The organism is Nocardioides anomalus (assembly GCF_011046535.1).
In the GTDB taxonomy this organism is placed as follows: domain Bacteria; phylum Actinomycetota; class Actinomycetes; order Propionibacteriales; family Nocardioidaceae; genus Nocardioides; species Nocardioides anomalus.
The window spans coordinates 1,689,834-1,712,130 of record NZ_CP049257.1 but is presented as its reverse complement, the minus strand read 5'-3'; the positions used below and the strand labels follow the sequence as shown (position 1 = coordinate 1,712,130).

The 22,297-nt window shown below is 73.9% G+C and carries 22 protein-coding genes and 1 tRNA gene; 9 read left to right on the top strand and 14 right to left on the bottom strand.

Annotated elements, in window-relative coordinates; all coding sequences use genetic code 11:
* Positions 1-135 precede the first annotated feature (135 nt).
* On the top strand, positions 136-1,035 hold the full coding sequence (locus G5V58_RS08655) for a class I SAM-dependent methyltransferase (RefSeq protein ID WP_165231127.1): 900 nt from the start codon (positions 136-138) through the stop codon (positions 1,033-1,035).
* On the opposite strand, the gene G5V58_RS08650 is transcribed toward G5V58_RS08655, so the two are convergent.
* A complete protein-coding gene (locus tag G5V58_RS08650) occupies positions 1,016-1,663 on the bottom strand; it encodes a TIGR04282 family arsenosugar biosynthesis glycosyltransferase (RefSeq protein WP_165231124.1) in 648 nt (215 codons plus the stop codon). The genes G5V58_RS08655 and G5V58_RS08650 overlap by 20 nt on opposite strands.
* On the bottom strand, positions 1,660-2,313 hold the full coding sequence (locus tag G5V58_RS08645) for a glycosyltransferase family 2 protein (protein WP_165231121.1): 654 nt from the start codon (positions 2,311-2,313) through the stop codon (positions 1,660-1,662). The genes G5V58_RS08650 and G5V58_RS08645 overlap by 4 nt, the downstream gene beginning before the upstream one ends.
* Positions 2,314-2,340: 27 nt before the next feature.
* Between G5V58_RS08645 and G5V58_RS08640 the strand changes: the two genes are divergently transcribed.
* Positions 2,341-3,672, top strand: coding sequence for a hypothetical protein (locus G5V58_RS08640; protein ID WP_165231118.1), 1,332 nt, complete (start codon positions 2,341-2,343; stop codon positions 3,670-3,672).
* 7 nt (positions 3,673-3,679) lie between these two features.
* On the opposite strand, the gene G5V58_RS08635 is transcribed toward G5V58_RS08640, so the two are convergent.
* On the bottom strand, positions 3,680-4,723 hold the full coding sequence (locus G5V58_RS08635; protein ID WP_165231115.1) for an NAD-dependent epimerase/dehydratase family protein: 1,044 nt from the start codon (positions 4,721-4,723) through the stop codon (positions 3,680-3,682).
* Between the two features lie 35 nt (positions 4,724-4,758).
* Here G5V58_RS08635 and G5V58_RS08630 point away from each other — a divergent pair, with 35 nt between their 5' ends.
* Complete coding sequence (locus tag G5V58_RS08630) at positions 4,759-5,541, top strand: lipase family alpha/beta hydrolase (RefSeq protein WP_165231112.1); 783 nt, start codon at positions 4,759-4,761, stop codon at positions 5,539-5,541.
* On the opposite strand, the gene G5V58_RS08625 is transcribed toward G5V58_RS08630, so the two are convergent.
* Genes G5V58_RS08625 through G5V58_RS08595 form a run of 7 tightly spaced genes read right to left on the bottom strand, consistent with a single transcriptional unit; the run spans position 5,538 to position 12,200 of the window.
* The gene (locus G5V58_RS08625) at positions 5,538-6,359 is read right to left on the bottom strand and encodes an ABC transporter permease (protein WP_165231109.1); all 822 of its coding nucleotides are present in this window, start codon (positions 6,357-6,359) and stop codon (positions 5,538-5,540) included. The genes G5V58_RS08630 and G5V58_RS08625 overlap by 4 nt on opposite strands.
* Complete coding sequence (locus G5V58_RS08620) at positions 6,356-7,330, bottom strand: ABC transporter ATP-binding protein (protein ID WP_196240574.1); 975 nt, start codon at positions 7,328-7,330, stop codon at positions 6,356-6,358. Before G5V58_RS08620 ends, G5V58_RS08625 begins: the two co-directional genes overlap by 4 nt.
* A complete protein-coding gene (locus G5V58_RS08615) occupies positions 7,327-8,421 on the bottom strand; it encodes a transcriptional regulator (protein ID WP_165231106.1) in 1,095 nt (364 codons plus the stop codon). The genes G5V58_RS08620 and G5V58_RS08615 overlap by 4 nt, the downstream gene beginning before the upstream one ends.
* Positions 8,418-9,008, bottom strand: coding sequence for a hypothetical protein (locus G5V58_RS08610; RefSeq protein ID WP_165231103.1), 591 nt, complete (start codon positions 9,006-9,008; stop codon positions 8,418-8,420). The genes G5V58_RS08615 and G5V58_RS08610 overlap by 4 nt, the downstream gene beginning before the upstream one ends.
* 22 nt (positions 9,009-9,030) lie before the next feature.
* The gene (locus G5V58_RS08605) at positions 9,031-9,873 is read right to left on the bottom strand and encodes an SDR family oxidoreductase (protein WP_165231100.1); all 843 of its coding nucleotides are present in this window, start codon (positions 9,871-9,873) and stop codon (positions 9,031-9,033) included.
* Between the two features lie 57 nt (positions 9,874-9,930).
* The gene (locus G5V58_RS08600; RefSeq protein WP_165231097.1) at positions 9,931-10,710 is read right to left on the bottom strand and encodes an amino acid ABC transporter ATP-binding protein; all 780 of its coding nucleotides are present in this window, start codon (positions 10,708-10,710) and stop codon (positions 9,931-9,933) included.
* A complete protein-coding gene (locus G5V58_RS08595; RefSeq protein ID WP_230487192.1) occupies positions 10,707-12,200 on the bottom strand; it encodes an ABC transporter substrate-binding protein/permease in 1,494 nt (497 codons plus the stop codon). The genes G5V58_RS08600 and G5V58_RS08595 overlap by 4 nt, the downstream gene beginning before the upstream one ends.
* A gap of 78 nt (positions 12,201-12,278) precedes the next feature.
* Here G5V58_RS08595 and G5V58_RS08590 point away from each other — a divergent pair, with 78 nt between their 5' ends.
* The 4 genes from G5V58_RS08590 to G5V58_RS08580 all read left to right on the top strand — a co-directional run bounded on the left by G5V58_RS08590 (position 12,279) and on the right by G5V58_RS08580 (position 15,413).
* Complete coding sequence (locus G5V58_RS08590; RefSeq protein ID WP_165231094.1) at positions 12,279-12,923, top strand: hypothetical protein; 645 nt, start codon at positions 12,279-12,281, stop codon at positions 12,921-12,923.
* Positions 12,924-13,006: 83 nt separating this feature from the next.
* Complete coding sequence (locus tag G5V58_RS26390) at positions 13,007-13,141, top strand: hypothetical protein (RefSeq protein WP_268991268.1); 135 nt, start codon at positions 13,007-13,009, stop codon at positions 13,139-13,141.
* 58 nt (positions 13,142-13,199) lie between these two features.
* The gene (locus G5V58_RS08585) at positions 13,200-13,892 is read left to right on the top strand and encodes a hypothetical protein (RefSeq protein ID WP_165231091.1); all 693 of its coding nucleotides are present in this window, start codon (positions 13,200-13,202) and stop codon (positions 13,890-13,892) included.
* Positions 13,893-13,979: 87 nt separating this feature from the next.
* Entirely contained in the window at positions 13,980-15,413 is a 1,434-nt protein-coding gene (locus tag G5V58_RS08580) for a PepSY-associated TM helix domain-containing protein (protein WP_165231088.1), read from the top strand.
* A gap of 76 nt (positions 15,414-15,489) precedes the next feature.
* Here G5V58_RS08580 and selD read toward each other — a convergent pair whose 3' ends face one another.
* The 4 genes from selD to fdh all read right to left on the bottom strand — a co-directional run bounded on the left by selD (position 15,490) and on the right by fdh (position 21,665).
* On the bottom strand, positions 15,490-16,494 hold the full coding sequence (gene selD / locus G5V58_RS08575) for a selenide, water dikinase SelD (RefSeq protein ID WP_230487191.1): 1,005 nt from the start codon (positions 16,492-16,494) through the stop codon (positions 15,490-15,492).
* On the bottom strand, positions 16,491-17,429 hold the full coding sequence (gene nrfD, locus G5V58_RS08570; protein ID WP_230487190.1) for an NrfD/PsrC family molybdoenzyme membrane anchor subunit: 939 nt from the start codon (positions 17,427-17,429) through the stop codon (positions 16,491-16,493). Before nrfD ends, selD begins: the two co-directional genes overlap by 4 nt.
* A gap of 18 nt (positions 17,430-17,447) precedes the next feature.
* Positions 17,448-18,272 carry a 4Fe-4S dicluster domain-containing protein gene (locus tag G5V58_RS08565; RefSeq protein WP_165231085.1) on the bottom strand — a complete coding sequence of 275 codons (825 nt, stop codon included), beginning with the start codon at positions 18,270-18,272 and terminating at the stop codon, positions 17,448-17,450.
* A 93-nt stretch (positions 18,273-18,365) separates the two neighbouring features.
* The gene (gene fdh / locus G5V58_RS08560) at positions 18,366-21,665 is read right to left on the bottom strand and encodes a formate dehydrogenase (protein ID WP_268991277.1); all 3,300 of its coding nucleotides are present in this window, start codon (positions 21,663-21,665) and stop codon (positions 18,366-18,368) included.
* A 31-nt stretch (positions 21,666-21,696) separates the two neighbouring features.
* Between fdh and G5V58_RS08550 the strand changes: the two genes are divergently transcribed.
* Both G5V58_RS08550 and G5V58_RS08545 read left to right on the top strand, forming a co-directional pair.
* On the top strand, positions 21,697-22,185 hold the full coding sequence (locus G5V58_RS08550) for a mycothiol transferase (RefSeq protein ID WP_165231079.1): 489 nt from the start codon (positions 21,697-21,699) through the stop codon (positions 22,183-22,185).
* A gap of 10 nt (positions 22,186-22,195) precedes the next feature.
* Positions 22,196-22,290 (top strand) — tRNA-Sec (locus G5V58_RS08545).
* Positions 22,291-22,297: the final 7 nt, after the last annotated feature.

The window sequence follows — 22,297 nt, the reverse complement described above, 5'->3', positions numbered from 1 at the left end:
GCGGCTCACCGTGTCTCACCCCCCGGGGTGGGGTACCCATCCCGTGCACGTCCCGTGACGAACACCCTGATGGAGGACCACGTCTCGAGGGTACTGACGGTCCCAGCAGCAGGAGCCAGGAAGGGGTGCCACGGCTTGATCGAATCTCTCCGACAGGTCCAGGTCGTCGGCGCGCTCGCGCGCCTGGCGCGCACGGGCGGATGGGCCGACATCCTGGAGGGCCGGCCGCTGACAGACGAGCTGGACGTCGCCGACGCCCGGTTGCTGGTCGCTGCGCAGGTGCTGCGCGAGTCCGCCGGCGGCCGGCTCGAGCCGGTCGACCTGCACCCGTGGTACGACGACCCGCAGATCCTCGCCGCGAACCTCGTCGCCGAGCTGCGCCGCGCCCTGCACCACGGGCACGACGAGGACCGGCTGACCGCCACCGACCCGGACCAGATCCTGGCCATGGGCGTGGCCAGCCGCTCCGTGGCCGCCATCCTGGCCGAGGGCGTGCTCCCGATGCTCCCGGTGACCCGCGACCGGCTCGACGAGGGCCGCGCCCGCTTCCTCGACGTCGGCGTCGGCACCGGCGCGATCGCCCAGACCATCTGCGAGACCTTCCCCGGCACCAGCGCGGTCGGGCTCGACGTCTCGTTCGAGGCGCTCAGCATGGCCAAGGAGCACCTCGCCGAGTCCCCGGTCGGCCACCTCATCGAGCTGCGCCAGCAGTCGGTGGTGGACCTGGTCGACGAGGACGCGTACGACCTGGCCTGGATGCCCCAGATCTTCCTGTCGCGCGCCGACCTGGAGGTCGGCCTCGGACGCGTGCGACGCGCGCTCCGGCCCGGCTGCTGGCTGGTGATGCCGGTGGCGGCCAGCGCGGACGGCTGCACGCCGCTGGAGGCCGCGGCGCTCGAGCACGACGCGGTGCTGCGCGGCGGCGGGCCGATGTCGGTGCTGTGCGCGGCCGAGCTGCTGCGCGAGGCCGGGTTCGCGCGCGTGCGGGACATGCCTGGAGTGTCGCAGTCGCTGGTCATGGCGCAAGCGGCCTGACCCGCGCCCAGGTGGTCGCGAACCGCGATCCGGGCGCCAGCGCCGCCACCGCGTCGGCGTCGGCGACGGTGTCCACGTCGCGCAGCGTCGCTGCCTCCCCCACGCTCAGCCCGGCCCGCTCCAGGGCGGCGCGGGTGTCGGCGCCGGTGGTCGGGGTCGACATCTCGACCGCGGCCAGCGCCGCCGCGGCGGCCGGGTCCCGCAGCGCCAGCACCCACCAGCCGCCGTCCTCCGCCGGGCCCAGCACCGCGTCGTACGACGCCAGCCCGGCGAGCGCCTCCTCCAGCAGGGCGGGGGTCAGGTGCGGGGTGTCCATGCCGACCTGGACCACCGGTCCGGGCACGCGGGCGTGCGCGTCGGCCAGCCGCGCCCCGAAGTCCGGGCCGGCCTGGGGGTGCACGGTCCAGCCCGTGGTCGCGGCCGCCAGCTCCTCGGCGCGCACGGCGCCGCGCAGGTCGCCGGCCAGCGACAGGTGGCGCTCCGCGGCGACGGCCGAGCAGGCCGCGAGCGTGTCCAGCAGCGAGGCCGCGGCGACCTGCGCCGCCTCGGCCATCCCGATGTCGGCCCCGAGCCGGGTCTTGACCCGTCCAGGCTCCGGCGCCTTGGCCACGACAAGGACCGACGTCACGAGAGCACCCGCGCGAAGTCGCGGGCGGTGCGCAGGGTGCCGCGCACCGAGCCGGACACCTTGGACTTCGTGCCCTCGGCCCGCGGTCGGTAGGACACGTCGTGCTCGGAGAAGCGCCACCCCGCCCGGGTCGCCTTCTGCAGCAGCTCGACCGGGTAGCCGAAGCGCCGGTCCTCCACGCCCAGGGCCAGCAGATCGGCCCGGCGGCAGACCCGCATCGGCGCGATGTCGTGCGCGGGCAGCCCGATCCGGCGACGCAGCCAGGCCACGATCAGCGCGTTGCCGGCCCGCGCGTGCCACGGCCACGTGCCCCGCCCCGTCGGCCGACGGCGGCCGACGGCCAGGTCCGCGCGCCCGGAGCGGACGTCGTCGATGAGCGGCAGCAGCTCGACCGGGTCGAAGGAGCCGTCCCCGTCCATGAACGCCACCAGGTCCGCGGTCGCGGCCAGCAGCCCGGCGTGCACCGCCGCGCCGTACCCCGGCCGGTCCTCGACCACCACCGTCGCGCCCAGGCGGCGCGCCACGTCCGCCGTGGCGTCGCGCGAGCCGTTGTCGGCCACGATGACGCGGATCCCGTCCGGGACCTCGGGCAGCAGCGCGGCGAGGGCCGGTGCCTCGTCGCGGCACGGCAGCACCAGGTCGACGTCCACGTGACCCCTCCTCCTACGCTCACTGACATGTCGGGCCCACGCGCGGTACCCCGTGCCGTCCCCTGGCTCGGTCTCCTCGCCGCCGCGGTGCTCGTCACCTTGGCGTTCGTGCTCCCCCGGGAGCTCGGATGGGAGGTGGCCAGCCGCGCCCCGCGCAACGCCTCGCCCCGCGAGGTCCCGCCCCTGCACGGCTTGTGGCAGCCGGACCTGTTCGGTCCAGGCACGCTACCGGCGATCGCGATCGCCCTGCTCGGCTTCAGGTACGCCGCCGACCTGGCCGAGCGGCTCTCCTGGCGCCGGCTCCTGCTCGCGTCGTACGCCGCCTCGCTGGGCTGGCTGCTGTCCCTCGCCTTCGTCGACGGCACCAGCGGGATCTCCCGAGTGCTGGGCAACCCCTACGAGTACCTCGTCACCGCGCGCGAGGTCGGAAGCTTGCACACGCTGCTGCAGACCTACGTCGACCGGATCCCCTACGCGGCCTCCGACAACTGGCCGACCCATGTGGCCGGACACCCGCCGGGCACCCTGCTGTTCTTCGTCGGGCTGGTCACGATCGGGCTCGGCGGGGACTTCGCCGCCGGTCTCGTGGTGACCGTGCTCGCCGCGACGACGGTCGTCGCGCTCCTGGTCACCCTGCGCGCCCTGGGGGCCGAGTCCTGGGGTCGGCGCGCCGCGCCGTTCCTGGCCCTCACCCCCGCCGCGGTCTTCATGGCCGTCTCGGCCGACGCGCTCATCGGCGCGGTCGTGGCCTGGGGCATGGCCTGCCTGGCCCTGGCCACCCGCCGGCTGTGGTGGGCGGTCCCGGCCGGCCTGCTGCTCGGCTACGCCGTGCTCATGTCCTACGGCATGCCGCTCGTGGGGCTGATCGCCCTCGCGGTTCTCGTGGCCGGGCGCGCGTGGAAGCCGCTGCCCGTCGCGGCCGTCGCCGCCCTCGCCGTGGTGCTGCTGTTCGCCGCGCTCGGCTTCTCGTGGTGGGACGCCTACCCCGTCCTGCGCGAGCGGTACTACGACGGCATCGCCGCCGACCGGCCGCTGTCCTACTGGTGGTGGGCCAACCTGGCCCTGCTGGTCGTCAGCACCGGGCCGCTGCTGCTGGCCGGGCTGTTCTCCGCGCCGTTCGCGCGCCCCCTGCGCGAGGCCCGCGTCCCGCTCCTGCTCATCGGCGCGGGTGCACTGGTGGTCGCCGCCGCCGACGCCTCGGGCATGAGCAAGGCCGAGGTCGAGCGGATCTGGCTGCCGTTCGTGCCGTGGCTGACCCTGTCCTTCGCGCTGCTGCCCGCCGGCTGGCGCCGCTGGGGCCTCGGCCTCCAGGTGCTCGCCGCGCTGCTGGTGCAGCACCTCTTCTACACGTCCTGGTGAGTCGGCCCTAGGCCCGCAGCGGCGCCGTGGCGAAGGCCGGCAGCCCCTGGTCGGGGTGCACCTGGGCGGTGAAGTCGAGCTCGGCGGCGGCCCGGGCGGGCGAGGCGACGACGTGGCGGACGTCGCCGAGGCGGAAGCCGCCGGTGACCTCGGGCGCGAGGCCGCTGCCGGTGCCCTCGGCGACCAGGCGCGCGACGTCGAGGATGCCGACGGGGTGCCCGGAGGCCACGTTGTACGCCGCGTAGGAGCCCTCCGGGGCCTCGAGGACGGCCCGGAGGGCGGCCAGGTTGGCGCCGGCGACATCGCGGACGTGCACGAAGTCGCGCATCTGGCCGCCGTCCTCGTAGACCTGGGGCGCCTGGCCGCGCTCGATCGAGGAGCGGAACATCGCCGCGACCCCGGAGTACGGCGTGTCCCGGGGCATGCCGGGGCCGTAGACGTTGTGGTAGCGCAGCGCCACGGCCGACGCACCGGCCTGCCGGACCCAGGCGGCGGCGTAGTGCTCCTGGGCCACCTTGCTCGCGGCGTACGACGAGCGCGGGTCGAGCCGGGCGTCCTCGTCCACGAGCGCCCAGCCGAGCGCCCGTCCGCACACCGAGCAGTGGTTCTCGAAGTCACCGGACTCGAGCGCGGCGACCGCGCGCGGGGGCGGCACCTGGTCGCCGTGCTCGGAGCAGACGTAGCGACCCTCGCCGTAGACCACCATCGACGAGGCCAGCACCAGCCGGCCGACGCCGGCCTCGTGCATGGCGGCGAGGAGGGCGGCGGTGCCGAGGTCGTTGTGACCGGCGTAGTCCGGGAGGTCGCCGACCTTGACGCCGGCGCCCACGACGGCGGCCTGGTGACAGACCGCGTCGACGCCGTCGAGCAGCGCGGTCCACGAAGCGGCGTCGCGGACGTCGAGCTGGTGGGTGCCGGCGGGCGGCTGGGCCGCGCCGTGCGCCATCGGGAGCATGAGGTCGACGCGGACGACGTCGTGGCCGTCGGCGTCGAGGAGCTCGCCGATCGCCGTACCGATGAAGCCGGCCGAGCCGGTCAGGAGGATGCGCACAGGGTCACGGTGCCCCACTGGGCAGACTGGTGGGCATGTGGGGTGATCTGGCGCCGGCGCGACGGCGGCTGTACGTCGGGCTGCTGGCGCTCGTCGTCCTGGTCGCGGCGGCCGTGGTCGTCGCGGTCCTGCTGCGCGGCGGGGACGACGTGGAGCCGGTGGCGCAGGACCAGCCGGGGCCGGTCCTCCTGGTGCCCGGGTACGGCGGATCGACGGCCTCGCTCCAGGTCCTGGCCGACGCGCTGACCCAGGACGGCAAGGACGCCCGGGTGGTCAAGCCCCGGGGCGACGGCACCCAGGACCTGCGCGACCAGGCCGCCGACCTCGGCGACGCCGTGGACGCCGCGCTCGCCGACACCGGGGCGCCGTCGGTGGACCTGGTCGGCTACTCCGCGGGCGGGGTGGTGGTCCGCTACTACGTGGCCGAGCTGGGCGGCGGCTCCCACGTGCGCCGCGCGGTGACCCTGGCCTCGCCGCACCACGGCACCGACCTGGCCTCCCTGGCCGGCTCGCTGGGCTCCTCGGCCTGCCCCGAGGCCTGCCAGCAGCTCGACCCCGACTCCGACCTGCTGCGCGGGCTCAACGCGGGCGACGAGACCCCGCCCGGCCCGGCGTGGGTGGCGCTGTGGACCGAGGACGACGCCACCGTGGTGCCGCCCGACTCGGGCTCGCTGGAGGGTGCGCTCGACGTCGACCTCCAGGACGCCTGCCCGGGCACCACCGCCTCGCACCCCGACGTGCCCCGCACCCCGGCGGTCATCGCCCTCGTCGAGGCGGCGCTCGCCACGGGCGCTCCGACGGTCCCCGGCGACTGCTAGTCGGTGACGTCCTTGGTCATGAAGTTGGCCCAGGCGGCGCCGACGAAGACCACGACGTACACCGCCTGCAGCAGCACGCCGCGCAGGACGTCGCGCCAGAGGATGGGGTCGCGGAACAGGTCGACGAAGGCCAGCCAGTAGCGCGTGGGCAGGTACGGCGCGATGCTGTCGGCGGCGTCCAGGGTGAGCAGCAGCGTCGAGGCGACCAGGATGGCCATCGTGCCGAGTGCGGCGCCCAGGGGCGACTCCGCCACCGTGGACAGGAACAGCGCGATGGCCGCGACACCGAGCATGCACAGCATCGCGTAGGCCAGGGCCAGCAGCGTGCGCCCGATGAGCTCCGGGGTCGACATCGACGAGCCGGAGACGCTGGTCGCCGGGCCGGTGGCGGTCACGCTCTCGTTGCCGAGCAGCAGCACGCCGAGGACGTAGGCCGTCACCGCGACCACGAGCACGGTGAGGACCACGAAGGCCATCACCGCGACCAGCTTGGCCACCAGCAGCCGGGTCCGGCCGACGGGGCGGACCAGCATGTAGCGCAGCGTGCCCTGCTGGGCCTCCCCCGCGATGGCCTCGCCGGCGGTGATGGAGACCGCGATGGGCAGGAACAGCGGCAGCACGATGCCCATCGCCGCCAGCGGGAACAGCGTGCCGTCGGTGAGCACCGCGGACAGGAACGCCGGTCCGGTGCCGGGCCGCGGCCCGAGGTCGGTCACCGCCAGCAGCACGGCGACCAGCGCCGGCAGCGCGTCGATGAGCGCGATCGTCCACCACGTGCGGCGGCTGCGCACCAGCTTGACCAGCTCGACCCGGATCACCGCTCCAGCACCTCCGCCTCGCCGTGCGCGCGGTGGCCGTCGGCGCCGCGGTCGGAGCCGAACCGGTCCGCCGACGCGCTGGTGGCCGCCAGCACCACGTCCTCCAGCCGGCGCCGCTCCGGCACCAGCTCCCGGACCCGGACGCCGGCGCCCACCAGCCGGGCGTTGAGCGCGGCCGGGTCGGCGTCGCGGACCAGCAGCCGCTCGCCGTCGGCGTGCTCGACCACGCCGTTGAGCAGCTGGCGCACCCGGGCCACGTCGGGGGTGTGCACCTCGACCCGGCCGGTCAGCCCCTGCAGCGCGCTCAGCTGGTCCTGGACCACGAGCCGACCCCGGTCGAGCACGCCGACGCGGGTGCAGAGCTGCTCGATCTCGGCCAGCAGGTGGCTGGACAGGAAGACCGTGGTGCCCGCGGCGTTGAGCTCGAGCAGCAGCGTCCGGATCTCGTGGATGCCCTGCGGGTCGAGCCCGTTGGTCGGCTCGTCGAGGACCAGCAGCCGCGGACCCTGGAGCAGCGCGCCGGCCAGCCCGAGCCGCTGGCGCATCCCCAGGGAGTAGGCGTGCACCGGTCGGTCGTCCACACCGTCGAGGCCGACGCGCTCGAGCGCCTCGGCCACCCGCGCGCGGCGGGTGCGGCGCTCGGTGCCGCGACCCATGGCGTCGAACAGGGCCAGGTTGCGGCGCCCGCTCAGGTGCGGGTACGCCGCCGGCCCCTCGACCAGCGCGCCGACCTGCGGCAGCACCCGGCGCCCGGCGCCCGGCATCTGCTCACCCAGCACCTCCATCCGCCCCGAGGTGGCCAGCACCAGGCCGAGCAGCATGCGCACGGTCGTGGTCTTGCCCGAGCCGTTGGCGCCGAGGAAGCCGTAGACGTCGCCCTCGCGGACATCGAGGTCGACCGCGTCGACCGCGGTGATCCGCCCGAACCGCTTGGTCAGCCCCAGCGTGCGGATCACGCTCGTCGCACTCATCGACCATCCCCCGTGTAGACGAAACCGGACCGCACGTCGTCGGCCGCCCGGACCAGCGCCGACCGGGTCAGCGTGCCGGCCAGCAGCCAGCCACCGTCGCCGGGCCCGCCGGTGAGCACCACGCTCAGCGGCCCCACGCTCACCGCCGTGCGGCGGTCGTCCTGGTCCACGCCGGGCGTCGAGGCCAGCTGGTCGCGCAGCGCGTCGGCCTCCCGGTCGCGCAGCGGGATCGCGATCGCCTGGGTCAGGCCCTCGCCGTAGACCCCGACCGCGCCGTCGGAGGCGTCGCCCAGCGGGAGCCCGGCCGCGGTGGGCGGCGGCAGGAGCGGGGCGTACTGGTTGGCCGCGTCGGCGATGTCGAGGACGTCCTCGTAGCGCAGCTCGGTGCTCGGCGTCGGCGTGAAGGACACGTCGCCGACGGTGGGGCGCGCGGCGGAGAAGTCGCTCAGCGTGCTGCGGAACGCCGGGCTCGAGTCGTCGGCGTACACCTCGACGCGCAGCGGTACGCCGGTGTCCGGGTCGGCCCACAGGTCGACGTGGTCGATGCTCGAGAGCTCCGAGGACGGCACCACCCGCAGCCCGGGGGCGCTGATCCCGCCCACCCGCTCGGCCGGGATCCGGCTGACGTCGGCCTTGGTGACGCCCTTGAGGAACCGGCGCGCCAGCTCGGCCGGCACCAGGTCGGCGGTGCGCGGCAGCCGGATGTCGGGGTCGCGGCTCACGGTGGCCTCGGCGTGCTCGTAGTCCCACTCGGTGGTGCGCTCGCCGTCGTGGACCAGGTCGGTCTCGCCCGCGGTCAGCAGCCGGTCCACGCGCCAGTGGTCGGCGTCGCGCCACCAGACCCGCATCCGGGTGGCCTCGCCGAACAGCGCGCCCACGTCGCTGAACCGGTCGGCGTCGGGCAGCTGGAGGGTGCCCTCGGTCTCGGCGTACCCGGACCAGCCCTGGTCGGTCGACGCCCGGACCTGGGCCAGCAGCCGGGCCGCGCTCACGTCGCTCTCGGCCGCGGGCAGTGCGCGCAGCGCGACGGGCGTCGCCACGAGCAGCAGCGTGCCGACGGCGACGACGCACCAACGGCGCACCCGGGTCATCCCTTGAAACTACGTCGGCTCCATGAGGCCACGATGAGAGCGGCCAGCAGCGCCCCCGTCGTGCCGAGCGTCTCGTCCCCCAGCGTGTCGCGGTAGGCGCCGCCCGCCTCCTTGCCGGCGCGGATGAACAAGGCGTACTCCCCCAGCTCCCAGCCGAGCGCCAGCACCGCCCCGACCCCGGCCACCAGCGGCACCAGGACCCACCGCGGCCGGACGTGGTCCACGAGGAGCAGCGAGAGCCCGGCGGCCAGCAGGAACCAGTGCGCGAAGTGGCTCAGGTCGTCCCACCACCCGACCCGCCGGAACAGGTCGAGCCAGTTCGCGGTGGTGTCGGAGAGGAAGGGCAGCATGAGCAGCCCGAACGCGGCGTACGGCGCCCGGGTGGCAGCGCCGCCCGGTCCGCGCCGGCCGCGGGCCAGCCACCAGGCCAGGGGGCCGACGAGCATGAGCGCCGGGTAGGCGACCAGCCGCACCGCCCAGCCCTTGTCGTCGAACTGGTCGCCGACGACGACGACGGCCGCGACCAGCTCGGCGACGGTCACCGCCAGGACGGTGGCCGGGAACCAGGCCGGGCCGGGGCGGGTCATCCGGCCAGTGTGCGGGCCTTCCCTAAGACTGCTGGTCGGCCGCGTCCCCGCCGTGCGCGCGCAGCGCCACGGGCTGCCAGTGCTCCCAGGTCGCCAGCCGCTGCTCGTAGTCGGCCCGGGCGATGCCGAGCGGCAGGGCGCCGAAGAAGACCCGCAGCGGCGGCTCCTCGGCGTCGACGACCTCGAGGATCGGCCCGCGGGTGGCGACCGGGTCGCCGGGGGTGCCGCGGCGGCTGGGCCGGTTGGCGGCGGCCTCGCGGACGTCGGCGTAGGCCTCCAGCTCCTGCGAGCGGACCGCGGACGGGCCGCCCCAGTCGGTGGCGTAGCCGCCCGGCTCGACGAGGGTGACCTTGATGCCGAAGCCGGCCACCTCCTGGGCCAGCGCCTGGCTCAGACCCTCGAGCGCCCACTTCGAGGCGTGGTAGATGCCGACGGTCGGGAAGGCCGAGATCCCGCCGATCGAGGAGACCTGGACGATGTGGCCGCTGCCCTGCTCTCGCAGCAGCGGCAGCGCGGCCTGGGTGACCCACAGCGCGCCGAACAGGTTGGTCTCGAGCTGGTTGCGGGCCTCTTCCTCGGTGATCTCCTCGACCATGCCGAAGTGGCCGTAGCCGGCGTTGTTCACGACCACGTCGAGCCGGCCGAAGTGCTCGTGCGCCTGCTGGACGGCGGCGAAGGCCGCGGCGCGGTCGGTGACGTCGAGCCGCAGCGGCAGCACCGCGTCGCCGTACGTCGAGACGAGGTCGTCCAGCGCGGAGGTGTCGCGCGCGGTGGCGGCCACCCGGTCGCCCCGGTCGAGGGCGGCGATGGCCCACTCGCGGCCGAAGCCCTTGGACGTGCCGGTGATGAACCAGGTCTTGCTCATGGCTCCACTCCATCTCCTGGAGCGCGCTCCAGGTCAACTCGGTCGGGTCGGGCCGGGTCAGCCGGCCTCGAGGACCCGGCGCAGGAACTGCCGGGTGCGCTCGTGCTGCGGGTCGGTGAGGACCTCGGGGCCGCCCTCCTCGGCGATCACCCCGTCGTCGAGGAACAGCACCTGCTCGGCCACGTCGCGGGCGAAGCGGATCTCGTGGGTGACGATGACGAGCGTCCAGCCGTGGGTGGCCAGGTCGCGGATGACTGCGAGCACCTCGCCGACCAGCTCCGGGTCGAGGGCGGAGGTGGGCTCGTCCAGCAGCACGACCTGGGGGTTCAGGGCGAGGGCTCGGGCGATGCCGACGCGCTGCTGCTGGCCCCCGGAGAGCTGGGAGGGGTACTGGTCCTCGCGGCCCTCCAGCCCGACCTGCTCCAGGAGCCGGCGAGCGTCGGCGGTGGCCTCGTCCACGTCGCGGTGCTGGACCTGGACCGGCCCCTCGAGCAGGTTGCCCAGCACGGTCTTGTGCGGGAACAGGTGGTGGGACTGGAAGACCATCCCGCTGCGCGCCCGCAGCGCCTCGACCTCCCGGCGGCGCGTCGCGTTGTCGACCCCGGTCGCGGAGAAGTCCACGGCGGCGTCGGCGATGCGCACCCGGCCGGCGTCGGGAGGCTCCAGGACGTTGAGCGAACGCAGCACGGTGGTCTTGCCCGAGCCCGACGGGCCGAGCAGCGCGGTGGCGGTGCCCTCGAGGGCGGAGAACGAGACGCCCCGGAGCACCTCGCGCTCTCCGAAGGCCTTGCGCAGGTCCTGGACCTCGACGAGCGGCTGGTCGGTCGGCTGGGTCACGCGACGTACCTCCCGAGTCGGCGCTCGAGCGGGTCCTGGACCAGCGAGACCAGGAAGCACACCACCCAGTAGAACAGCGCGGCGAAGACGTAGAGCCAGAAGAAGTCGCCGCTCGACGCGGCCGCGTCCTGCGCGCGCTTGAACAGCTCGGGCACCAGGATCACCGCGGTCAGCGAGGTGTCCTTGATGAGCGAGAGCAGCGTGTTGGACAGCGGCGGCACGGCGATGCGGGTCGCCTGCGGCAGCACGATCCGGCGCATCAGCTGCGGGTAGTGCATGCCGATGGTCGTCGCCGCCTCGTACTGCCCGCGCGGCACCGAGAGGATCGAGGCGCGGATGATCTCCGCGGCGTACCCGCCGACGTTGAGGCTGAGCGCGATGATCGCGCTGGGCACGCTGGGGATCTTCAGTCCCAGCTGCGGCAGGCCGTAGAAGATGATGAACAGCTGCACCAGCAGCGGGGTGCCGCGGACGGCGGAGATGTAGATGCGCGCCGGGACCTGGAGCAGCCGGTTGCTCGAGATCCGGGCCAGCGCGACGAGCAGCGCGATGACCAGGCCCAGGGCGAAGCTCACCGCGGTGAGCGGGATCGTGTAGGCCAGCAGGCCCTTGGCCATCGGCCAGGCGGTGTCCTGGAGGACCGCACGGGTGCCGCGGGTGTCGGAGCCCTTCACGTCGACGTCGCCACTGCCCTCCTCCACCGAGACGTCGGCGCCGAAGTACTGCTCGGAGATGTCGGCCAGCGTGCCGTCGGCCGCCAGCGCCTCGAGCGCGGCGTCGGCCTGCTGTTGCAGCTGCGGCTCGTCCTGGCGGAAGGCCAGGGCCTGCTCGCTGACGTCGTCGCCCGCGTCGCCGGCGATCTTGATGTCCGCCGAGCCGTTGGACGCCAGGTAGTCGAGGACCGCGATGTTGTCGTTGACGATCGCGTCGACCCGGCCCTGCGCCAGCAGCTCAGCGGCCTGGGCGAACCCCTCGACCGAGCGGACCTCGGCGCCGGCGTCGCGGGCCACCTGCGACCAGTTGCTGGTCGCCGACTCGGCGGTGACCTTGCCCTTCAGGTCGGCCAGCGACGTGATGTCATCGGTGCCGGCCGCGGTGACGATGACGCCGTGGGAGTAGGTGTAGGGCGCGGAGAACAGGTAGCGCGCCTGCCGGTCGGGGTTGATGGTGATCTGGTTGGCGATCACGTCGATGCGCCCGGCGTCCAGGGCCGGGAAGATCGCGTCGAAGGGCGCCTCGACGAACTGCAGCCTCCAGCCCGCCTGGTCCGCGACCGCCTTGACGACGTCGATGTCGTAGCCGGTCAGGTCGTTCGACGACGGGTCGTGGAAGGTGAACGGCGGGTAGGTGCCCTCCGTGCCGACCCGCACCACCGGCCGGTCGCCGGTGTCGTCGGCGCACGCCGGGCCGGCGCTCACGCCCAGGCCGACGAGAACCGCGGTCAGGACGGCCAGGAGCGCCGGCAGGAACACACGCAGAGGGCGCGCCACGGGTCTGGTCACCGCTACGCTCCCGTCCTCAGCCGCTGCGCCACCCGGCAGCGGTACCCACCCTTGGAGGTCCCCGCCATGGTCCGCCTGCGTCGCGTCGCTGCCGTCCCGCTCCTCGCCCTGGCGCTGGGGGCCACCGCGGTCCCCGGGCCGGCGCACGCGGCGTACCCCTCCTCGGTGACCGTCAAGGACAGCCGCACCTCGGCGCGGGCGGTCGACATCTCGGAGGTCAGGCTCGAGGCCAGCTCGTACTACGACTCCGAGCAGTACCTGACCGTCACCGTGCCCGGCGGCTTCCGGCCCGGTCACCACCTGACGGTGTGGTTCGACCTCGACGGCGACTCCACGCCGGACGGCCACTACGACCTGCGCCTGAGCAAGCCCAAGAAGCCGGGCGGCAAGTACCTGGTGAAGAAGCAGGAGTTCCGGCGCGGCGGCGGCTGGGACGACCCGGGCACCAAGGCCCGGTGCAGCAACTCCGAGGACTTCCCGGTGTCCGCCACCCAGCTGCGCAAGGGCACCAAGAAGATCCCGCTGGGCCTCGACCTCTGGTACTGCCTCGGAGTGCCGAACCCGCCCGGCCTGGAGTCCGGCAGCTGGCGCGTCGCGGTCCGGGTGGCCCTGGGCAAGAGGGCGGACATGGCGCCGAGTGGGCGCGGCTGGAGCCCCTTCGTGGCCGGCTGGGAGCCCTGCGAGCCGTCCGCGAGCGGTGACTGCTCCTAGGCGCCGCCCGGGCCGGGCTCGGGAGCAATGAACGGCGTGTGACTGTTGACTGAACGGCAGTCGCGGGCGCTACCTTCGACATCGTGGCTGAGCGACCCGTCCGGTGCGGCGAGTGCGGTGCCCCGCTGCAGGAGGTGAGGGGCGAGGCGCTCTGCACGAGCCTGCTGTGCCCCACCAACCTGGCCGGCCAGGAGGAGACCCCGCTCGCCGCGGGCTGAGCCCGCACCCCACCGTCTCCCCGCGGCCCGAGCCGCCCTGTGGGACCATGGCCGCGCCATGGAGAGCCGGGTCGCAGCGTCGGTGCTGTGGCTGCGCGCGCTCTTCGCGGGCACCTTCGCGGTCTTCCTCGGCACCGTCGGCCACGTCATGGCCGACGGGCTGCTGCCGGCGCCGTCGTTCCTCGCGTTCCTCTACGTCGGCACGGTGCTCGGGAGCCTGCCGTTCCTGGCGCGGCCGGCCACGCTGCCCCGGCTGCTGGTGCTGCTCGTCGGCGGGCAGACCGTGATCCACCTCTGCCTGACCCTGACCGCGGGCCACCGGGGTGACCCGCGGGTCACCGCACCGGCGGCGCCGCCCCACCTCGGCGGGGCCAGCCTGCCCACGGTGGACGGGCACCGGGTGGGCTCGTTCCAGGACGCGTTCGCCGGGACCGCGGCGCAGCCCGCGCAGACCCCGACCCTGCCGATCCACCACCTGGTCGCCGACCTGCACGCCCACGCGCCGATGATGGTCGCCCACCTCGCGGCCGCCGCCCTGGTCGCGCTGTGGCTGGCCCACGGCGAGCGCGTGGTCTTCACCGTGCTGGTCGCCACCGCCGCGCTGGTGCTGGCCCTGGTCCGACCGGTCGTCCCGGTCGCGGTGCCGCCGCTGCGCCGCCCCTCGCTCCCCCAGGTCGCCGCCGTCCGGCTGCGCGACCTGCTCCTCGGCCGCGCGCTCTCCCGGCGCGGACCGCCTCTCCTCGCGGCCTGAGCGCCGCTGCGCCCCACCCGCTCGCCCTCCGTCCGGAGCCGGTCGAGCGGGCTGTCCTGCGTCCCTTCCGGCTCCGAGGAGAGCTCGATGACCTCTGCACCACTGACGCCTGCGCGCGTCCGCACCCCACCCGACGCACCACACACGGCCCGCACCAGCCGCGGCTCCGGCTGGTTCCGCGCGGTCTGGCGGTGGCACTTCTTCGCCAGCTTCCTGGTCGTCCCGGTCCTGCTGCTGCTGGCCACGACCGGGCTGATCTACCTGTTCCGGTTCCAGCTGGAGCCGCTGCTCCACCCCGACCTGCTGAAGGTCGAGCCGGGGGCCACGGTCCAGCCGTACGTCACCCAGCTGTCCGCCGTCGAGCAGGCCTACCCCGGCGTCACGCCGGTCAGCCTGGCCGAGCCGCGCGACGACCACAGCCCGACCATCGTCTCGGTCACCACCGCGGACGGCGAGGGGCGCGACGTGTACGTCGACCCCTACCGCCTCGAGGTGCTCGGCTCGATGAACCCCGACACCACCCTGTCCGGCACCGCCATCCGGCTGCACGCGAACCTGATGACCGGGACCTTCGGCGACCGGCTCATCGAGGTCGCGGCCTGCTGGGCACTGGTGATGGCGCTGACCGGCTACTACCTGTTCTTCCGCGGTCGACGCGCGCGGCGCCGGGCCCGGGCCGCGGACCGGCCCGGCTCCCGGCTCCGCTCGCGCCACGGCCTGGTCGGGCTCGTGGCCGGCGTCGGCCTGGTCACCCTGCTCGTCACCGGGCTGCCGTGGACCGGCTTCTGGGGTGCGCAGGTGCAGTCGCTGGCGACCAAGGGCGGCTCGTCGCTGTGGAGCACCGACCCGGGTGCGCTCAGCAACCCGACGTCGACGCTCGACGAGTCGCTGCCCCACAGCCACACCCAGGACGTGCCCTGGGCCCAGGGCGACACCGAGGTGCCCACCGGGCCGGCGCCCGCGGAGGGGGTGAGCGTGGCCAACGTCGACACCGCCCTGGAGGTGGCCGACCGCGAGGGACTGCGCCACCCCATGACGGTGGCGCTGCCCGCCGCGGACGACGCCACCGGCGTCTACTCGGTCATCGGCTACGCCTTCGACGCCCCCTCCGACGAGCGGACGGTGCACGTCGGCCGGTACGGCGGCGAGGTGGAGTCGACCTACGGCTTCGCCGACTACCCGCTGCTGGCCAAGGTGGTGGCGCAGGGCATCGGGCTGCACGAGGGCCGCAGCCTCGGCGGCTGGTCGATGGCGGGCTCGGCGCTGATGTGCGTGGCCATCATCGCCATGTGCGTGACCGGGCCGCTCATGTGGTGGCGGCGCCGACCCCGCGGCGCCGGCCGGCTCGGGGCACCGCGCGGGCGGATGCCGGTCCGGGCGACCCCGGTGCTGCTGGTCGGGCTGGTGACGCTGGGCGTCTTCCTGCCGCTGTTCGGGATCTCGCTGGTCGTCGTGCTGCTGCTCGACCAGCTCGTGCTGCGGCGGGTCCCGGCGCTGAGCGCCTGGTTCGGGACTACCTGACCTGTGCTGATGGCGGCGACTCCGTCGCCGCGTGCCCGGCGCGCTGACGACGAACCGGCGCGCCGGGCCTGGCGGGTCAGCGGACCCGGATCGTGACGCCAGCCTCGGCCGGCGCCAGCTCGCCGATGACGGGGTGGCCGGGCAGCTCGCCGGCGACCAGCAGGCCGCCGGAGGTCTGGGCGTCGGCCAGCAGCACGAGCTCGTCCTCGGAGACGCTCGCGTCCAGGTGCGGGCGCACCCAGTCGAGGTTGCGGCGGCTGCCGCCGGGGACGAAGCCCTCGGCGTACGACGACCGGACGCCGTCGAGGTAGGGCACCGCTGCGGAGTCGACGACGGCGGTGACGCCACTGGCCCGGGCCAGCTTGTGCAGGTGGCCGAGCAGCCCGAAGCCCGTCACGTCGGTCGCGCACACCACGCCGGCGGCCAGGGCGGCGCGGGAGGCGTCGCGGTTGAGCGCGGTCATCGACGCGATCGCCTGCGGGAAGACCTCGCCGGTCGCCTTGTGGCGGTTGTTGAGCACACCGACGCCGAGCGGCTTGGTCAGCGTGAGCGGCACGCCGGGGCGGCCGGCGTCGTTGCGCAGCAGTCGGGCGGGGTCGGCGATGCCGGTGACGGCCAGGCCGTACTTCGGCTCGGGGTCGTCGATGCTGTGCCCGCCGGCCAGGTGGCAGCCGGCCTCGCGGGCGGTGTCGGCGCCGCCGCGGAGCACCTCGGCGGCCAGCTCGAAGGGGATCTTGTCGCGCGGCCAGCCGAGCAGGTTCACCGCGACCAGCGGGTCGCCGCCCATGGCCCACACGTCGCTCATCGCGTTGGCCGCGGCGATCCGGCCCCAGTCGTAGGGGTCGTCGACCACCGGGGTGAAGAAGTCGGTGGTCATGACCACGGCCCGGTCGCCGTCGAGCCGCACGACCGCGGCGTCGTCGCCGGTCTCCACGCCGACGAGGAGGTCGTCGCCGGTCGCGGGGACGACGTCGGCCAGCACCCGCTCGAGCTCGCCGGGCGGGACCTTGCAGGCGCAGCCGCCACCGGCGGCGAACTGGGTGAGGCGCAGGGCCGGTCGCTGGGTGGGAGCGGTGGTCACCCCTCGATCTTGGCCGACGCCTCCTGACGCTGCGCCAACCGCTCCTTCTGTGGGACCACGACGTACTTCGGGTCGCGGGCGGAGGCCAGCCCGGCCTCGAAGATCCCGAAGCGCAGCACCACCGAGCCCGCGACGTACGACGCGCCGGCGGCGGCCCGGGCCAGCCGGGACCGGCGACCCAGCAGCGACAGCGCGGCGCCGGCCACGGTCAGCGCGCGGGAGGTCTTCATGAGCGCGCCCGGCTTGCCGATCTCGTAGGGCTCGGCCACCAGCCCGTGCCGCCGGACGATGGCCTCGGTGGCGGCCAGCTCGAGCGCGGCGCCGGCCAGGGCGAGCCGCAGGGCGGGACCGGACTCCTCGACCGGCGCCAGGACCATGGCCAGCCCGCCGCCGGCCGCGGCACCGGAGCCGCCGAAGACGAAGGGCAGCTCGCGACGGGCCTCGGCCCAGGCCGGGATCGCGGTGTTGGCGAACAGCGCCGCGGTGTAGGTGGCCAGCGGCGGCCCGAACGCGGCCGCGCCGACGCCGCACAGTCGGGCCAGCCGTGGGAGGCGGCCCAGCACCTGCAGCGCGAAGGCGCCCGTGGAGAAGGTCGCGAACGGCGCCAGGATGAACGAGCCGACCGAGAGCGGCGAGGTCGGCTTGAAGACCCGCAGCATGTTGAGGAACCGCTCGGGGCGACCGAGGTCGTGGATCAGGAACACCGTCCCGAGCCCCGCGGCGGCCGCGGCGGCGCCGCGGGTCACGGCCTCCAGCCGGGGCCGGTTGCTCAGCGCGGCGCCCTCGGCCAGCACCGCGGACGCGCCGCCCAGGCCGCCGAGGAAGAGGTAGAGCGGGACGTCGGGCGTCTTCCACGTCGGGGTCTTGAGGATCTGGCGGCCGTAGTAGGACTCGAACTCGGCGTCCGGCACCATCCGGGTCTCGCCGCGGCTCACGAGGACATCACCGGGGCCTCACCGCTTGCGGCCGAGGAAGGACGCGGCACCGAGGCCGGCGAGCGTGGCGGCGGCGTACCCGACGTGCCTCCAGACCGTGCCGAGCTGGCGGGTGGGCACCACGGGGTCCGGGGGCAGGCCGTAGACCTCGGGCTCGTCGAGGAGCAGGAAGAACGCACCGTCGCCGCCGACGCCGTCCTCGGGGTCGCGGCCGTAGAGCCGGGCCACGTCCACGCCCTTGTCCTGCAGCTCGGCCAGGCGCGCGTCGGCGCGCTCCCGGAGCTCGCTGAGCTCGCCGAACTGGATCGACTCGGTCGGGCAGGCCTGCGCGCAGGCGGGCTTCTGGCCCTCCTTGAGCCGGTCGTAGCAGAGCGTGCACTTGAAGGCCCGGCCGTCCTCCTTGCGCAGGTCGATCACGCCGTAGGGGCAGGACGGGACGCAGTAGCCGCAACCGTTGCAGACGTCCGGCTGGACCACGACGGTGCCGAACTCGGTGCGGAACAGCGCACCGGTCGGGCAGACGTCGAGACAGCCGGCGTGCGTGCAGTGCTTGCAGACGTCGGAGGACATCAGCCAGCGCACGCCCTCGCCGCTGCCGTCGGCCCCGGTCTCGGTCGCCTGGTCCTCGCCGCGGAACGACGGCATGCCCAGGTCGACCGCCGGCGTCACGGGCTTCTCCACGAAGGCGACGTGGCGCCACGTCGAGGCGCCCAGCGCGCTGGTGTTGTCGTAGGACTCGCCGGTGAGCAAGTAGCCGTCCTCGGGGACGTCGTTCCACTCCTTGCACGCCACCTCGCAGGCCTTGCAGCCGATGCAGACGGAGGTGTCGGTGAAGAAGCCCATCCGCGGCGGGGGGCTCCTCGTAGCCGGCGTCGGTGGTGACGTCGTCGAGGCGGCCCCAGAGGCGGCCCTCGCTGAACAGGTCGGAGAAGAGGGTCATCCGTCGGCTCCGCTCTCCTCGGGGTGGGCCATGTCGACGCCTGCGCGGCGACGGTACTCCTCGACGTACTCGAGCAGGGCCGGCCCGCGGGGGCGCCGGCCGGGCCTGATGTCGCAGGTGCCCACCTTGTCCTGGATGTAGACGTTGGGGTCCAGGGTCACGTTGACCAGGTCGTTGGGCGAGTCGCCCTGGGTGAGGCCGTTGCGGCCCCAGTGGTAGGGCAGGCCGACCTGCTCGACGTACCGGTCGCCCAGGCGCAGCGAGCGCAGCCGGTCGGTGACCAGCACCCGCGCCTCGATGGCCGAGCGGGCGGTGACGATGGTGACCCACTCGCCGTGGGTCAGCCCACGCTCCCGGGCCAGCCGCGGCGAGACCTCGCAGAACGGCTCGGGCTGGAGCTCGGTCAGGTAGGGCAGGGTGCGGCTCATGCTGCCCGCCGTGTGGTGCTCGGTCAGCCGGTAGGTCGTGAAGACGTAGGGGAAGACGTCGCTGTACGCCGGGTTGATGGGGTTGCTCGGGTGGTCGAGCTTGCGTCGCGAGGGGTTGTTCTGCTGGCCGTAGAGCGGGTTGTGGAGCGGTGACTCAGGCGGCTCGTAGTGCGTCGGCATCGGGCCGTCGGCCACGCCGAGCGGTGCGAACAGCCACGCCTTCCCGTCGGTCTGCATGATGAACGGGTCCTGGCCGCCGATGGCGTCGGGGCCCTTCGCGCCCTCCTCGGGCACGAAGTCGGGCGCCCGGTCGACGATGAAGTCCGGCACGTCGGGACCGACCCACCTGCCCTTCCCGTCGTCGGCGTCCGGGTCCCAGGTGATGTAGCGCTTGCGCTCGCTCCACGGCGTGCCGTCCGGCGCGGCCGAGGCCCGGTTGTAGAGCTGGCGGCGGTTGGCCGGCCACACCCAGCCCCACTCGGCGGCCACCCAGTCCTGCTCCCAGTGCGGCTTGCGGCGCCGCGACTGGTTGACCCCGTCGGCGTACACGCCGCTGTAGATCCAGCAGCCGCACGACGTCGAGCCGTCGTCCTTGAGCTCGGTGTAGCCGGACAGCGGGTTGCCGTCGGCGTCGGTGCCGTTGATTTCCTTCAGCACCGCCTCGCCCTCGGGGTCGCCCTCGTCGTCGACGGGGTAGTCCCAGGCCAGGTCGAGGATGGGACGGTCCATGTCCTCGGTGGAGTCGCGCAGCTTCTCGCGGATCCGCTGGCCCAGCTCGTAGTAGAACTGCAGCTCGCTGCGGCAGTCGCCCGGCGGCTCGACGGCCTTGTCGCGCCACTGCAGCATCCGCTGGGTCTGGGTGAACGAGCCGGACTTCTCCACGTGGGTGGCGGCGGGCAGGAAGAAGATCTCGGTGCCGATGTCCTCGGTGACGAGCTCGCCGGTCTCGATCTCCGGGCCGTCCTTCCAGAACGTCGCAGACTCGATCATCTGCAGGTCGCGCACCACCAGCCAGTCGAGGTTGGCCATGCCGAGGCGCTGCATCTTGCCGTTCGCGCTGCCCACCGCCGGGTTCTCGCCGACCAGGAAGTAGCCCTTGGTCCCGCCCTCGATCATCGACTTCACGGTGGCGTACGTCGAGTGGTCGCCGGTGATGCGCGGCAGGTAGTCGAAGCAGAAGTCGTTCTCCGGCTGCGCCGCGTCGCCCCAGTAGGCCTTGAGCAGGCTCACGGCGTAGGAGCGGACGTTGCCCCAGAAGCCGGCCTTGCCCTCGTCGTCGAGCACCCAGGCGTCCAGGCTCTGGTGCTGCGAGGCGTTCGGCATCGGCAGGTAGCCCGGCAGGATGTTGAACAGGGTCGGGATGTCGGTCGAGCCCTGGATGCTGGCGTGGCCGCGCAGGGCCAGGATGCCGCCGCCGGGGCGGCCGATGTTGCCCAGCAGCAGCTGGAGGATCGCGGCGGTGCGGATCATCTGGGCGCCGACGCTGTGGTGGGTCCAGCCCACGGCGTAGCAGAACGCCGTGGTCCGCTCCCGGCCGCTGTTGCGGGTCAGCGCGTCCGCGACCTCGCGGAACTGGTCCGGCTCGATGCCGGTGACCTCCTGCACCATCTCCGGGGTGTAGCGGGAGAAGTGGCGCTTGAGGACCTGGAAGACGCAGTTCGGGTCCTGGAGGGTCTCGTCGCGCAGGCCCTTGTACTTGACCGGCGCGCCGCCCGAGCCGTGGCTCTCCGAGCGGGCCGCCTCGTGCGACTCCGCGTGACCCTCGGCGTCCTCGTAGTCGTCGTTCTCGCGGTCCCGCGCCGCCTGGTCGGCGATCTCCGCCTGGTCCTTCGGGACGTAGCCCCACGTCTCGGGGTCGTACTGACGGGTCTCGGGGTCGAAGCCGCTGAACAGCCCGTCGAGGTCGTCGGTGTCCTGGAAGCGCGGGTCGATGACGTTGGCCGCGTTGGTGTAGGCCACGACGTACTCGCGGAAGTCGAGGTCGTTCTGGAGCACGTGGTTGACCAGCCCGCCGAGGAAAGCGATGTCGCTGCCGGCCCGGATCGGCACGTGCAGGTCCGCGACCGCGCTGGTCCGCGTGAACCGGGGGTCCACGTGGATGACCGTGGCCCCGGCCCGCTTGGCCTCCATGACCCACTGGAAGCCCACCGGGTGGGCCTCGGCCATGTTGGAGCCCTCGATGAGGATGCAGTCAGCCTTCGCGAGGTCCTGCAGGAAGGTGGTGGCACCGCCACGGCCGAACGAGGTACCCAGACCGGGCACCGTGGAGCTGTGTCAAATGCGGGCCTGGTTCTCGATCTGGATCGCGCCCATCGCGGTGTAGAGCTTCTTCATGAGGTAGTTCTCCTCGTTGTCGAGGGTCGCTCCTCCGAGGCTCGCGATGCCCATCGTGCGACGGGTGCGCTGGCCCTTCTCGTCCTCCCACTGCCAGAACTGCTTGCGCGTCTTGATGACGCGGTCGGCGATCATGTCGACCGCGGTGTCGAGGTCGAGGTCCTCCCACTCGGTGCCGTGCGGGCGCCGGTAGCGGACCTTGGTCACGCGCGTCGGGCTGGTCACCAGCTGCTTGCTGGCACTGCCCTTGGGGCACAGCCGGCCGCGGCTGATCGGGCTGGCCGGATTGCCCTCGATCTGGACGACCACCTCGTCCTTGACGAAGACCTTCTGCGCGCAGCCCACCGCGCAGTAGGGGCAGACCGAGTCGACGACGCGGTCGGCGGTGACGGTGCGTGGCTCCAGGGTCCTGCTGCGCTCGGACTGCACGGCCTCGCCGCGCCCGAGCGTGTCCCTGCCCGTGAGCTGCCGCAGCAGCGGCCAGCCGAGGAACTCCACCACGGGGCGACGGTATCCCCTCGCGCCCGCGATCATCGGCACCCCTGGGGGTGTGATGCTGTGGCGCATGGCTGATCCCACCGTGGCCGCCCTGCTGGAGTGGCAGGGCTCGAGACGCCGGCACGTGCTCGAGCAGGTCGAGGCGCTGACCGAGCCCGAGCGGCGCGCAGCCCGGCTGCCGTCCGGCTGGACGCCGCTCGGCCTGGTGCAGCACCTGGCCCTGGACGTGGAGCGCGTGTGGCTGCGCCGGGTGATGACCGGTGCGGACGTCGAGCTGCCCCTGGGGTACGCCGGGTGGACGGTCGGACCGGACGTGCCGGCCGACGCGGTGCTCGAGGGCTACCGCACCGAGTGCGCCCTGGCCGACGCGGCCGTCGTGGACCTCCCGTCCGACGCGGCGCCGGCGTGGTGGTTCGACGGCGGCGAGCCGCCGTACGACACGTTGCGCGACGTGCTGCTCCACGTGCTGGTGGAGACCGCCACCCACGCCGGTCACCTCGACGTGGTGCGTGAGCTGGCCGACGGCGGTCAGCGGCTGGTGCTGGACGAGCCGTAGGCTCGCCCACGGAGGCGTACCTCGTCTGGTGACGGGCGCGGTCCTCAAAACCGTTGTGGCCGAGCACCTCGGTCAGGCGGGTTCGATTCCCGTCCGCCTCCGCCAGACCTGA